This window comes from Pseudomonas boreofloridensis (genome assembly GCF_030580795.1).
Taxonomy (GTDB): Bacteria; Pseudomonadota; Gammaproteobacteria; order Pseudomonadales; family Pseudomonadaceae; genus Aquipseudomonas; species Aquipseudomonas boreofloridensis.
The window spans coordinates 298,457-313,384 of record NZ_JAUQOQ010000006.1; the positions used below are offsets into that span (position 1 = coordinate 298,457).

Here is a 14,928-nt window from a genome sequence, read left to right on the forward strand (position 1 = left end):
TAAATTCCCCCGCGCTCGACTCGTTCTCCCAGTGCCGCCCGCAGAATCCGCACCTGCTCGGAAGCAGTCGCAGAGAAAAATCGCGACCGGAAGGCTTTTTCTTTCCGGTTTCGGCCTGCGCACGCGTCTCACTCGCAACGGAATAATTTTCATTTACTTGCGTACCTTGGATCGAGCCGACAAAAAATGCCAACACCACACTCCACACTGAGCCCCCTGAGCAAAGCCCTGATGCTGCGCAAGCTGTTGCGTGGCGCTCCGGCGATGACCGCCTTGGGCCTGGCCCTGTCGATGCCACTGGCCGCCCAGGTGCAGGCCCAGGAACAGGACTTCGACATCCCTGCCCAATCGCTCTCCAGCGCCCTACAAGCCCTCGGCCGCCAGGGCAACCTGCAGGTGCTATTCAGCCCGGAAAGCGTGCAGGGCCTGCGCAGCAGCGCAGTCAAAGGCCGTTTCACGCCTACCCAGGCAGCTGGGGAGCTGCTCAGGAACAGCGGGATTCGCTTCAGCGTGCAGGGCAACACCCTGATCATCAGTGGCGCGGCGGAATCCGGCGCGGCCATGACCCTGGATGCCACCACCATTTCCGGGCAGACCCTGGGCACCACCACCGAGGGCAGCAATTCCTACACCACAGGTGCGGTGACCATCGGCAAGACCGCGCAAACCCTGCGCGAAACGCCGCAGTCGGTGACCGTGGTCACCCGTAAATTGATGGATGACAAGAACCTGGTCTCGCTCGACCAGGTCATGGCCCAGACCACCGGCATCACCCGCGCCAACCGCGGCTATGGCAACCACCACTTCAGCTCCCGCGGCTTCGACCTCGAAGACGAAAGCTACATGGTCGACGGCGTGCCTGGTCAGGCTTACGCCTACACCGGCTGGATGTCCCCGGACATGGCCATGTTCGACCGCGTCGAAGTGCTGCGCGGCGCCTCCGGCCTGCTGATCGGCGCCGGCAACCCCGGTGGCGCGGTGAACCTGGTACGCAAGCGCCCCACCGCCGATCCGCGCTTCACCGTGATCACCCGCGCCGGCTCCTGGGACAACTACCGCCTGGACCTGGACGCCAGCGGCCGCCTCAACCCCGAAGGTACCCTGCGTGGCCGCATGGTCGCCTCCTACGAGGACCGCGGCTATTTCACCGATGTCACCAAGTCCAAACGGCCCCTGCTGTACGGCATTCTCGAAGGCGATCTGAGCGACGCCACCACCGTGGCCGTCGGCCTGCGCCGGCAGACCTCGCGTACCAACGGTTACAGCGTGCTGGGCATTCCCAACAACCCGGATGGCAGCAATCCGCACCTCAAGCGCTCGACCTACCTGGGCCAGGACTGGACCACGCTGCAGACCAACATCGACGAAGTGTTCGCCGACCTCACCCATCACTTCAACGACAACTGGAGCGCCAAGCTGGCGATGTCCCATTCCGAAGGCGGCTACAACCGTAGCGCCATCGAATGGGATGCGGGCGACACGCTGGAGTACGGTGCGCCCGGCGGGCCGGTGGTCAATGACGTCAGCTACCACAAGTTCGACGTCACCTCCGACGCCGTCGATGGCCATCTGGACGGCACCTTCGAGGCCTTCGGCCTGACCCATCAAGTGACCCTGGGCGCCAACTGGTCCAAGCGCAAGATGAACGACAAGGACCGCAAGGAAGAACTGCCCGACCCCATCCCGCTGAACGTCTACAACCCCAGCCACAACAACATTCCCGAGCTGGCACGTCAGGGCTGGGACTATGCCGACGACACCATCGATACCCGCTATGGCGTTTACCTGAGCACACGCCTGCACGCCACCGAAGCCCTCAGCTTCGTGCTCGGCGGACGCCTGAGCTGGTACAAGAACGAAGCCTGGGACGGCCCTACGGTCACCACCAGCCGCCAGGACAAGGAATTCACCCCCTTCGTCGGTGCGATCTACGACCTCAACGATCAGTGGTCCTGGTACGCCAGCTATGCCGATATTTTCCTGCCGCAGTCGCAGTACCGTACGGTCTCCGGCAGCGTGTTGGATCCATCGATCGGGTCGAACTACGAAACCGGCATCAAGGGTGAGCTGTTCGACAAGCGCCTGAATGTGTCCTTCGCCGTGTTCTACATCGAGCAGGAAGACAGGGCCGTTCAGGATGTGGTAAACCGCGGCAATTGCCCCACCGACCCGGCAGGACGCTGCTGGCTCAACGACGACGGCATCAGCCGCAGCAAGGGCTTCGAAGCCGAGGCCACCGGTGAAGTCCTGCCCGGTCTGCAGGTGGCGGCCGGCTACACCTACAACACCACCAGCTTTTCCAGTGGCGGCCCGATCTCGGCGCAGACCCCCAAGCACATGGTGCGCTTGAACACCAACTACACCCTGCCGGGCGAATGGAACCGTTGGAGCGTCGGCGGCGGCATGTCGGCGCAGAACGCTTACGACGACGCGGCAAACGAAACCCGCAACAGCGGCCGAGCGATCTTCGATGCGCGTGCCGCCTACAAGATCGACCAGCACTGGACCGTGGGCGTGGACGTCGAGAACCTGTTCGACAAGAAGTACTTCGACTCGCTGGGCTACTGGACCCGTGGCACCACCTACGGCACCCCACGCAGCTATATGCTCAGTCTGCGAGGCGACTTCTGATCGGCTGAAAGATGCAAACGCAACGCCCCCTCTTCAGGGGGCGTTTTTGTTTGCCTGTGAACCTGCAGTGTCAAAGCCCGATTCACCTCATGGGCACAGTATGCGACACCGGGTGATCATGCGTTCGTTGTTCGTCTGCAGCGCATGATTTCCAGAAGCCAGCGCGGCTTCTGTTGGAGCGGCCTCGCGTCGCGATTGGACCGCAAAGCGGTCCCGGGAATGTCAGCAACCCGAGACCGCCAAACGCCAGCCCGTCAGCGCTGCCGTGCCAGCCGGGCCACGACCCCATCCATGAACTCGGCCGCGTTGACGATACCCTCATGCCCATCGGCAACCACCGTCGAACTGGCCAGTCCATTGATCGACGCCTGTGTCACCAATCCAGCCTCGCCTTTGGCCACACGCTCGGCACTGCGGCTCTGGCTCGCCCACCAGCAGTCCACCTGAACCTGCAATGGCCGCAGTCGGAACGCTTCGCTGAGCGCCGAGTTGTGCTCGAGCAACGCGAAACCGTCGACAATGTCGCGTTGCAGGTTCACGTTCCGATGGACCTCGCGCAATTGCTCGGCGCTGACCTCGCCCAGCGCCGCAACGCGCTCGATCACCCACTCGGCGCGGTCGACGTTGGCCGGCAACGCCTGCGCCTGGGCGATCAACGCCAGGATGCGCGCCTCACCAACGCCTGGAGCGAAGGCCAGCAAGGCGCGCAGCAGGCTTTCGTCCGCCGCTTGCACGACAGGCTCGGCCACGTCGGTCTCGCTGTCCTGCAGTCCGCTGACGTCCGCTGGCAGCAGGCTGTCGACCAAGCCGACGAAGCCCACCTGCTGTCCCATCTGCTCCAGACGATGCGCCACTTCCAACGCCAGCGCACCGCCCAGCGACCATCCCAGCAGATGATAGGGCCCCTGCGCCTGGGTGGCGCGAATCTGCTCGACGTAGTAGCCCACCATGTCCTCCCACGAGCGGTCGACCCAGCCTGGCACGGCGTAGCTTTTATTGACCACGCCGTACACCGGACGCTGCGCTGCCAGGCGCCTGGCCAGCGGGTAGTAGGCATAGGCAGCCCCGCCGCCGGGTGGCAGGCAGAACAACGCCGGGCGGTCCAGCGTGCAGGCGTTGAGGGCGACCACAGGCGAGGACAACCGATCGTTGCCACCGCCAATGAAGCTCGCCAGCGCTTCGAAGTCTGGCATCAGCATGAACTCATGCAGGCTGATCTGGGCAGAGAAGGTTGCCCTGAGCTTGTTGACCAGCGTGATGACCAGCAGCGAATGGCCGCCCAATTCGAAGAAGTTGTCGTGCAGACCCACCTGCTCGACGTTGAGCACTTCACTCCAGATCGCAGCCAGTTGCTGTTCCAGTGCCGTGCGCGGGGCGACGTAGCCTTTTTGCAATTGGCTGGCGTCTGGCTTGGGCAGGGCCTTGCGGTCCAGTTTGCCGTTGGCGGTGAGCGGCCAGGCGTTCAGCACCAGGAAATGGGTCGGGACCATGTAATCCGGCAGTTGAGCTTTCAGGTGCTGCTTGAGCGCTTCGCGCAGTTCGCTGTGATTGACCTGCGCATCCTGCGGGATCAGATAGGCCGCGAGCTGCTTGCCCCCGGCCCCGTCGATATCCAGCACCAGCACTTCGCGCACCGCCTCGTGGGCATGCAAGCGGGCTTCGATTTCACCCAGCTCGATGCGGAAACCGCGAATCTTCACTTGGTGGTCGATGCGGCCGACGTATTCGATCACTGCCTGGCTGCGGTAGCGGGCCAAGTCGCCGGTGCGGTACAGACGACCGCCCTCGCTAGAGAATGGATCGGGTACGAAGCGCTCGGCGGTGAGCGAGGGACGGTTGTGGTAACCGCGTGCCAAGCCCGCGTGGCCGACGTGCAGTTCGCCGCTGCAACCTGGGGCCACTGGGTTGAAATCGGCGTCCAGTACGTACATCGACAGATCAGGAATCGCAGCGCCGATGGGGCTGCTGCTCTGATGCGTGTCTTCGAATCGAATCGGGCGGTAGGTCACGTGCACCGTGGTTTCGGTGATGCCGTACATGTTGACCAGGTTGTCGCAGTCTTCGCCGAAACGCTCGAACCAAGGTTGCAAAGCAGGCACGTCCAAAGCTTCGCCACCGAAGATGACGGAGCGCAGGGCCAGGTCGGAAGCGCTTTCACACGCGACACGCATCAACGGCTTGAACGCCGACGGCGTCTGGTTCAACACCGTGACGCCCTGCTCGACCAGCAACTGGTGGAAGTCCTCTGGAGAGCGCGTCACTTCACGCGGCACGATCACCAGGCGCCCGCCGTGCAGCAGCGCACCGAAGATTTCCCAGACCGAGAAATCGAAGGCGTACGAGTGGAACAGAGTCCAGACATCATCAGCGCCGAAACCGAACCACTCATCCGTCGCTTTGAACAGGCGCAACACGTTGTGATGCGGGAGCAAGGTCCCCTTGGGTTTGCCAGTCGAACCAGAGGTGTAGATCACATACGCCAAGTTATCCGGCTGAGTCAGGTGCTCAGGATTTTCATCGCTGTAGCCATCAAGATCGGCGTCAAGCACAAGGCTACGCACCGAAGCCGGCACGGGCAGATCGGCCAGCAGATGCTGTTGAGTCACCAACAACGCAATACCACTGTCTTCGATCATGTAGCTCAGACGGTCCTGCGGATACTCCGGGTCCAACGGCACATACGCCCCGCCCGCCTTGAGGATCGCCAGCAACCCGACGATCATCTCGATCCCGCGCTCCACCGCCAGGCCCACCAGCACATCCGGCCCCACGCCCTGCTCGCGCAGCTTGTGCGCCAAGCGGTTCGCACGGCGGTTCAAGCCGTCGTAGCTCAGCGACTGCTCGGCAAATGTCAGGGCAATGGCCTGCGGTGCCCGCGCCGCTTGGGCTTCGATCAACCCCTGAATAGAATCAGTGCTCGCAAACCGCGCAACCTCCTGCGCCACCACGCCGCCCAACGCCAATTCACCCAAGGCCCGCTGCGGCCCCTGCGCCATCCCCTCCAGCAGTTCGAGGAAATGCCCCGCCACCTGCTCGACAGTCGATTCATCGAAGCACGCCCGGTCGAACTTGAAGCTGGCCAGCAGCTTGTCGCCCACCTGAGCGACCAGGGTCAGCGGATAGTTGGTCTGTTCCTGGGTCTGCACCTCACCGAACAGCAGCCCTTGCGGCGCGTCTTCCTGCAACGCCTCGGACACCGGATAGTTCTCGAACACCAGAATGTTGTCGAACAACGCCTCGCCGCTGCGACCGGCCCAGCGCTGAATGTCGTACAGCGGCGTGTGCTCGTGCTCGCGCAAGGCCAGGTTCAACGCCTGCACCTGCTGCACCCAGTCCGCCACGCTCAGCTCAGGACGTGGACGGGCGACCACTGGCAAGGTGTTGATGAACAGCCCGAGCTGTTCTTCGATACCTGGGAGGTCCGCCGGACGCCCCGCCACCGTGGCACCAAAGGCCACGCTCGACTGCCCGGTGTAGCGCTGCAACAGCATCAGCCACGCCGCCTGCACCAGGGTATTGAGGGTCACCCGCTGCTCGCGGGCGAATTCGGCCAGACGCTGCGTACGCGGCGCATCGAGCACCGCGTTGCACTCACCCTGCCCCTCTGCGGGCCGCGCGCATTTGAGGACCTGCGCCAAGCGGGTCGGCTCGTCCAGCCCGGCGACGCGCTCGCGCCAGAACTGCTCGCTGAGCGTGGCGTCCTGCGCTTGCAGCCACTGGATGTAGTCGCGATAGCGCCGTGACGAGGTGGCCGGGGCGTGTCCGGCATAGCGCTGCAGCACTTCCCCGAACAACCGTGAACTGCTCCAGCCATCGAGCAGGATATGGTGATTGGTGAACACCAACTGGTGCTGCTGCTCGCCGGTGCGGATCAGCGCCAGGCGCAGCAGCGGTGCGCGGGCCAGGTCGAAGCCCGCGGCCAGGTCCGCCTCGGCCCACTCGCGCATGCGCCGCGCCTGATCCGCCTCGTCACGCCAATCCAACTGGATCACCGGCAGCGCCAAGTCACGTTGCACCACTTGCACGGCACGGTCGAACTGGCTGATGAAGCTGCTGCGCAGGATCGGATGCTGGTCGATCGTCGCTTGCCAGGCGCCGATGAAGCGTGGCACGTCCAACCCCTGCACGCTCAGGCGCAATTGGTTGACGTACTGACTCGCCGCCTCGCCGGCCAGGCTATGGAACAGCATGCCCTGCTGCATGGGCGACAGCGGGTAGATGTCCTCGATCGACTGTGCCGGCATCGGCAAGGCCGTCAGTTGCGGCTGAGTCAGGTGTGCCAGGGGGAAGTCCGAAGGCGTCACGCCCGCTACCTCGGGACGCACGCAATGGGCGATCAGCTCGCGCAGCACCTGGCCGAATTCGTCGGCCAGCGCCTGCATGCGCGCCGGCTCGAAGCGCTGGCGGCTGAAACTCCAGTCCAAGGTCAGGCGCCCGGCATACACCTGGCCGTCGATACTGATGGCGCTGCCCAGCGGCGCCTCGTCGCTCTGCCCTTGCCCGGCGCCCTCGGCGGCGAGGGCGAACAGGCTGGTCTGGCTGTCGAAACTGCCGTCGAACTGGCCCAGGTAGTTGAACACGATATTGCCCTGGGGCAAGGCGCTCAGGCGCTCGCGCGCAGACGCCTCGCCCAGGTAGCGCAGCAGGCCGTAGCCGATGCCTTTGTTCGGCACTGCCCGCAGTTGCTCCTTGACCGTCATGATCGCCGCGCCCAGGTCCTCGACCGGGGTCAGTTTCAGCGGGTACAGGCTGCTGAACCAACCGACCGTGCGGGTGATGTCCAGATCGTCGAACAGGTCTTCACGGCCGTGCCCTTCCAAGCGGATCAGCGCATGGTCTTCGCCCGTCCAGCGGCAGATGACCCGCGCCAGGGCGGTCAGCAACAGGTCGTTGACCTGCGTGCGGTAGGCCGCCGGTGCGTCCTGCAGCAATTGCCGGGTCAGCTCGGCGCTCAGCTCGGTGCGCACCGACACCTCATGACGGCGCTGCTGACCCCCTTGGGCATCATCCCAGGGCAAATCGTCGGACAGACCACCCAACTGCGCCTGCCAATACGCCAGCTCGGCCTGCAACGCCGGACTGCGGGCATAGGTCTGCAGGTGCTCGGACCAGGCCTTGAGCGAACTGCCGCTGGCCGGGAGCGACAGCGCCCGCCCCGCTGCTGCAGCCAGACACGCCGTTTGCAGGTCTTCGAGCAGTACCCGCCAGGACACCCCGTCCACCACCAGGTGATGGATCACCAACAGCAGACGCTGCTGCTCATGCGGCAGATCGATCAGCACCGCCCGCAGCAGCGGGCCGTGCTTGAGGTCCAGGCTGCGCTGGGCCTCGTCGGCCAGTTCGGCGATGCGCGCCGGATCGTCCAGGCGGTGGTGCCACAGCACCTGCGACAGGTCGAGGCTGGCGTACTCGCCGTGCCAACGCCCTTGGTCCTGCACAAAGCGCAGGCGCAAAGCCGCATGCTGCTCGACCACGGCAGCCAGCGCCATGTGCACCTGGGCCACGCTCAGCGGCTGACGTGGGGTCAACAGCACCGCCTGGTTCCAGTGCTGGCGCTGGGGAATCTCGGTGTCGAAGAAACGCGCTTGAATGGGCAGCAACGGCACCCGACCGTCCAGCGCCTCACGCGCCACCGGCGCCGGCTTGGCCTCGATGCGCTTGGCCACGGCCGCCAGTTGACCGATGGTCTGCTGCTCGAACAGTTGCTTGGGGCTGAGCTTGAGACCCTGGCGCTTGGCCCGGGCGATGATCTGCAAGCTCAGGATCGAGTCGCCGCCCAGCTCGAAGAAGTTGTCGGTGCTGCCGATCGGCTCGCGCTTGAGCACCTCGCTCCAGATCGCGGCCAGGGTCTGTTCGATGTCGCCCACCGGCGCTGTGTAGCGCTGCTGAACCGCATCGGGCCTGGGCAGCGCACGCTTGTCCAGTTTGCCGTTGGCGGTCAGCGGCAAGCGTTCGAGCAGCAGGATCTGCGCCGGCACCATGTAATCCGGCAAGCGCGCCTGCAAGGCCCCGCGCAGCGCCTCGGCCTGCAGTTCGACGCCGGATGCCGGTACTGCCCAGGCCAGCAGTTGCAGGCGCTCGGCATCGCTTTCCAAGGGCACGGCCAGCACCACGGCGTCCTGCACCCCTGGTTGAGTGCGCAACAGCTGGCCGATCTCGCCTGGCTCGACCCGGTAACCGCGGATCTTCACTTGGTCGTCACCGCGCCCCAGGTACTCCAGCACACCCGCCTGCACCCGGGCGCGGTCACCGGCACGGTACAGACGCTCACCGTGGCGCGCCTGCGGATCAGGCACGAAGCGTTCGGCGGTCAATCCTGGCTGGCCGATATAGCCCTGGGCCAAGCCCTCGCCGCCCAGGTACAACTCGCCAGCCACTCGCTCGGGCAAGGGGTTCAGGTACGCGTCCAGCACCCGCGCCTGGCCGTTGTCCAGGGCTTGCCCCACGGGCACGCTGCGCCAAGCGCCGGCCGTCTCGCCCACTTCGTGAGTGAGGATACCGACGGTGGTTTCCGTCGGCCCGTAGTGGTTGACGATGCGGCAGCCCGGCCGCAGCCGCTGCACCTGCTCGACCAGCGCCCAACTGCTGGCCTCGCCACCCAGGATCAGCACCTGACGCGGCAGCACCCGCGCCGGGTCGGTGGCCTGCAGCAGGCCTTGCAGGTGGCTCGGCACGATCTTCAGGACATCGACCTGATGCTGGTCCATGTAGCGCGCGAAGGCGTCCGGATCGAAGCCTTGGTCGTGATCCATGAGGTGCAGCAAACGGCCGCTCGCCAGCGCCCCGAACAGCACCGTGTGCCCCAGGTCGGCGGCCACGGTGGAGACCATCGCCAGACTGGCGTCGGTCGCTAGGTCCAGGCGTTGCAGCACACCTTGCAGGTAGTTGGCCAGGGCACCGTGGCTGACCACCACGCCCTTGGGCTGCCCGGTGGAACCGGAGGTGTAGATGATGTAGGCGGCCTGGCCGGGCAGAATCGACACCGCGGGCGGTCGCTCGCTGCCGCCTTCATGGCGCGCCGCGTCGAACGCCAGCGCCGGACACACGCCCAAGGCGGCTGCCTGGGCATCGCCCGGTGCATGAACCAGCAGACGCGCCGCACTGGTGCGCAGCAGGTGCTGCAAGCGCTCGGGCGGCTGGCGGCCGTCCAGCGGCAGGTAGGCGGCGCCCAGCTTGAGCACGGCCAGCAGGCTGGTCACCCAATCGATCGTCCGTTCCTGGCACAGCGCCACGGTCATGCCGGCGGCGATGCCCTGCTCGCTCAGGTGATGGGCAAAGCGGTTGGCCCTTCGCTCCAGCTCGCCATAGCTGATCTGCACCTCGCCTTCGCGCAGCGCCGGACGCTCGTCACCGGCCGCCAGGGCCTGGCGCCACAGGGCCAGGAAGTCGGCGCAGGGCCAGGTTCGATGCGAGGCGGGGAGCTGTACCGCCTGGTGATCGGGATGCGCGAGCAACGCGTCGTGGGGGTGATCGGCCAGGGTTTGCAGCACGCGCTGCAGCGAGGCGGCCAGGCGTTCGATGGTCGCGACCTCGAACAGATCGGTGCTGTAGTTGAAATAGCCGAGCAGCCCGTCAGGCGTCTCGCTGAAGTCGTAGGCCAGGTCGAAGCGGGCATCGCGGCCCTCCAGCGGATAACCGCTGACGGTCAACTCGCCGAGGGTCTGACGCGATTGCGCGGCGTCCTCGCCGTCGCTCAGGTTCTGATTGAGCTTGACCTGGAACAACGGGTTGTGGCCCAGGTTGCGCTCCGGCGCCAGGGCATCGACCAGATGCTCGAACGGCAGTTCCTGGTGCGACTGCGCGCCGCTGACCACCTGGCGGACCTGCTCCAGCAAGGCCGCACCGCTCTGGCGCTCGTCCACCTGTATGCGCAGCACTTGGGTATTGATGAAGAAGCCGATCAGGCCCTCGACTTCCTTGCGGTTGCGCCCGGCATTGGGCGCCCCGATGCGGATATCGGCCTGACCGCTGTAGCGCGACAGCACCACCGCCAGCGCCGCCAGGGTCAGCATGAACAGGGTGTGGCCGTTGCCGCGCGCCTGGGCCTTGAGCCGCTCGGTCAACTCGGCGGGCACGTCGCAGCGCAGCGTCGCGCCCCGGTAGCTGGGCTGCGCCGGACGCTCGTGGTCCAGCGGCAGCGCCAGCAACGGGTGCTCATCGCCCAGTTGCTCGCGCCAGTACTGCAACTGACGCTCGCCCTCCCCGGCCTCCAGCCAGGCGCGCTGCCAGATCGCGTAGTCGGCGTATTGCACCGTCAGCGCCGGCAGTTGCGGGTCACGTCCTTCGGACAAGGCTTCGTAGAGCTGCACGAACTCCTGCACCATCAGCTCGCCGGACCAGCCGTCGGAGACAATGTGGTGCAGGCACACGGCCAGCACGTGCTGGTCAGCGGCCACGCGCAGCAGGCGCACCCGCAGCAGCGGCCCTTCGAGCAGATCGAACGGTGCCTCCAGCGCCTGACGCACATGCTGGGCCAGGCACTGCTCGGGCTCCTCACCCGCCACCGGCTGCAGTTCGATCACCTGCAGGTCCAGCGGTGCGTCATCCAGCACCTGCTGGTGGTACTCGCCGTCCTCGCTGACGAAGCGCGTGCGCAGGCTTTCGTGGCGCTGCACCAGCGCCTCCAGGGCGCGGGTCAGCGCCGCCAGGTTCAGCGGCCCATCCAGGCGTACGGCCGTGGGCACGTTGTAGAAACTGCTGTGCGGCTCCAACTGCCAGAGGAACAGCATGCGCTGCTGGGCATACGACAGCGGGATGCGCGGGCTGTCGTGACGGGTCACGGCGATGGGCAGCAGGCGGAAGCTCTGCCCAGTCTCGTGCATCTTGTCGAGGATCTGCCGGCGCTGCTCCAGCGCCAGGCCGACGAAGCGTTTGGCGATACGTTCTGCTGTGCTCTTGTCCATCTCAGACACCCGCCATTTCGTTCATCATGCGTTCGATATCGGACAGACCATCCTCGCTCAGCGACAGGCCAGTGGCGGCGCAGGCCGCAGCAAACTCGTTCAATTGCGGTTTCTCGAAAAGCAGGCGCAGGGCAACGTCGATGCCCAGGCCCGTGTTGATCTTGGAAATCAGCTGTGCCGCCAGCAACGAGTGCCCGCCCAGCTCGAAGAAGTCGTGATTCAGGCCCACCCGCTCGACCTTCAGCACCTCGGCCCACAACGCCGCCAATTGCTGTTCCAGCTCGCTGACCGGGGCCACGTAGGCCGTCTGCGCCTGCTCGGTATCCGGGAGCGGCAAGGCCGAGCGGTCCAGCTTGCCGTTGGGCAGTTGCGGCATGCGCTCGAGCACCAGCAGGTGCTGCGGCACCATGTAGTCCGGCAGGCTGGCGGCCAGGTGCGTGCGCAACTCGCGGCGCAGTGCCTCGTCGCCGTTTTGCCAGGCCTCGGCGACCAGGTAGGCGGCGAGCTGCCGGCCGGTCGCTGCGGGAATGTCCAGCACCAGCACGTCACGTACTGCAGGGTGTTCGCGCAGCCGCGCCTCGATTTCGCCGAGCTCGATGCGGAAGCCGCGGATCTTCACCTGATGGTCGATGCGCCCGGCGTACTCCAGTACACCCTGCTCGCCGCGATAGCGGGCCAGATCGCCGGTGCGGTACAGCCGTGCGCCCGGGGTGGTCGAGAACGGATCGGGAATGAAGCGCTCGGCGGTCTGGCCAGGGCGGCCATGGTAGCCACGGGCGAGCAGTTCGCCACCCACCAGCAGTTCGCCCAGGCCGTCGGGCAAGGCCAGGTCCAGCCCGCCATCCACCAGATGAATGGCGCGCCCGGCCAGCGGTGTGCCGATCGGGATCTGCCCCGGCAGCGGTTGCTGGCCGCTGACGTAGGCGCTGCAATCGTGGCTCGTGACGCTGACCGTGGCCTCGGTCGGACCGTAGGTGTTGACCAGGCGCACGTGCGCGAGCCCGGCCTGCTGCCAGGCCAGCACACCCTCGGCGGGCATCGCTTCGCCGCCCATGTGGATCCGCCGCAGTGCGCCGTAGTCACGCGGACCGCGCGCGGCGAAATCCTTGGCCAGCAGGTACCAGTAGGCCGTCGGCAGGTCGGCGAAGGTCACGCCCTCGGCCAGCACCTGGCGATAGAAGGTTTCGCTGTCCCAGAGCTCCGGGCCACGCAGCAGCACGCGGGCGCCACGGATCAGCGCGGGGTACAGCTGCTCGACGAAGGCATCGAAGTTGAAGGTGGAGAACTGCAGCACGCAGTCGCTCGCTTGCAGCTCGCAGAAGTCGCGGGCCACCTGGGCATGCAGGCTCAAGGCCGAGGCGCTGATGGCCACACCCTTGGGCCGGCCAGTGGAGCCGGAGGTGTACATGATGTAGGCCAGGTTGTCCGGGCCACCGAGCGGCGTCGGCGCGTGCTCGGGCAGCGGCTGCAACGGCTCGCGGTCCAGGCACAGGCTCTGCACCTGGGCCGGCAACTGCTGCAGTTGCAGCGCGTCGGCGTGGCACAGCAGCAGAACGATGCCGCTGTCTTCGATCATGTGCGCCAGCCGCGCCTGCGGGTAGTCCGGGTCCAACGGCACGTAGGCGCCGCCTGCCTTCAACACCGCCAACAGGCCGACCACCATGTCCAGGCTGCGGGGCAAGGCGATGCCCACCCGCACTTCGGGACCGACGCCCAGCGCGCGCAGGCGATGGGCCAGTTGGTTGGCTCGCACGTCCAGGGCTCGATAGCTCAGATGCGCACCTTCGCAGCTCAGCGCGATGGCCTCGGGGGTGCGTCGGGCCTGGTCCTCGATCAGGTACTGCACCGGGCGCGGGTCGGCGCCCTGCAGTGCGTGCTGACTCCACTGTTCGAGGATCTGCCGACGCTGCGGCGTCTCCAGCAGCGGCAGCTCGAGAATGCGCTGGGACGATTGTATGCATACCGCATTCAGCAGGCTCAGCCAGTGACCCGCCAGACGCTCGACCGTCGCGGTCTCGAACAGGTCGCTGGCATAGGTCAGGGTGGCACCGAGACCGTCCTCGCTGTCGAAGGTGTCCAGCGACAGATCGACATGGGCGGTGACCTCGTCCCAGGCCAGGCCTTCGATCGCCAGGCCCGGCACCTGACGCACCGGCGCTGCCGCGTGGGTCTGATGGTTGAACATCACCTGGAACAGCGGGTTGTGGCTCAGGCTGCGCTCAGGCTGCAAGGCTTCGACCAGGTGCTCGAACGGCAAGTCCTGGTGCGCCTGGGCCTGAACGGCGGTTTCGCGCACCTGCTGCAGCAGCGCGCTGAAGGTGGTGTGCGGGGTGAACTGCGCCTTGAGCACCTGGGTGTTGACGAAGAAGCCGATCAGGCCTTCGGTTTCGGCGCGGGTGCGGTTGGCCACCGGCACGCCGACCCGGATGTCGTCCTGACCGGAGACGCGGTGCAGCAGGCTCTGGAACGAGGCCAGCAGCAGCATGAACAGGGTCACGCCCTGTTCGCGGGCCTGGGCCTTGAGGGCACTGGCCAGGGCAGGCGGCACGCTGACCGCCAGGCTGCGCCCGGCATGGCTTTGAACGCTGGGCCGCGAGCGGTCGGTGGGCAGGTGCAGCACGTAGTGTTCCTGGCCCAGGTGCGCCAGCCAGTACTGCAACTGACGCGCCTGTTCGCCAGCCTGCATCCACTGACGCTGCCAGGCGGCGTAGTCGGCGTATTGCACTGGCAAGACCGGTAATTCGGTCGGTTGACCTTGGCCGAGCGCCAGGTAGCGACCGACCACTTCGTCCACCAGGATCGGCATCGACCAGCCGTCGGCGACGATATGGTGCAGGGTCAGCACCAGCACGTGCTCGTCCTCGGCCAGGCGCAGCAGGCGCACGCGCAGCAGCGGACCGCGCGCCAGGTCGAATGGCCGGCGCACCTCACGGGCCACCTGCTCGCGCACGGCGTGCAGCGAGGTGTCTTCCAGGGTTTCCATGACCAGCGTGAAGGTCGCAGGGCAATGGATGCGCTGCAGCGTCTGCTCGCCTTCGGCATGGAACGTGGTGCGCAGGGTCTCATGCCGGGCGATGAGCGCCTCGAAGGCCTGGCGCAACCATTCGGCGTTCAGCCGACCGCGCAGGTGCAGCGCAGCCGGGATGTGATAGGCCGCGCTGTCGGGCTCCAGTTGCCAGAGGAACCACTGGCGTTGCTGTGCGTAGGACAGCGCCAGGGGCTGACTGCGATCTACCGGGATCAGTGCTGGTGCCTGACTGGCGCTGCCCTCGGCGGCGGCCTGGGCGAAGGTCGCCAGATCCGCAGATTCGAACAAGGCCCGCAGCGGTACTTCCAGGTTCAGGCGCTGGCGGATGCGTGAGGTCACTTGCGTGGCCAACAGCGAATGACCGCC

The 14,928-nt window shown here is 66.2% G+C and carries 3 protein-coding genes; 1 reads left to right on the forward strand and 2 read right to left on the reverse strand.

Annotated features, from left to right (window positions below; translation table 11 throughout):
* The first annotated feature begins 186 nt into the window (after positions 1 to 186).
* A complete protein-coding gene (locus tag Q6A47_RS10250; protein WP_304484241.1) occupies positions 187 to 2,631 on the forward strand; it encodes a TonB-dependent siderophore receptor in 2,445 nt (814 codons plus the stop codon).
* 254 nt (positions 2,632 to 2,885) lie between these two features.
* On the opposite strand, the gene Q6A47_RS10255 is transcribed toward Q6A47_RS10250, so the two are convergent.
* A complete protein-coding gene (locus tag Q6A47_RS10255) occupies positions 2,886 to 11,534 on the reverse strand; it encodes a non-ribosomal peptide synthetase (protein WP_304484242.1) in 8,649 nt (2,882 codons plus the stop codon).
* A 1-nt stretch (position 11,535) separates the two neighbouring features.
* The coding region (locus Q6A47_RS10260) for a non-ribosomal peptide synthetase (RefSeq protein WP_304484243.1) at positions 11,536 to 14,928 on the reverse strand (3,393 nt) is incomplete at its 5' end.

Bases quoted from the DNA above. Each gene is read 5' to 3' on its own strand.
- Q6A47_RS10250 (WP_304484241.1), top strand. From the start codon at position 187: ATGCCAACACCACACTCCACACTGAGCCCCCTGAGCAAAGCCCTGATG.
- Q6A47_RS10255 (WP_304484242.1), bottom strand. From the start codon at position 11,534: ATGGACAAGAGCACAGCAGAACGTATCGCCAAACGCTTCGTCGGCCTG.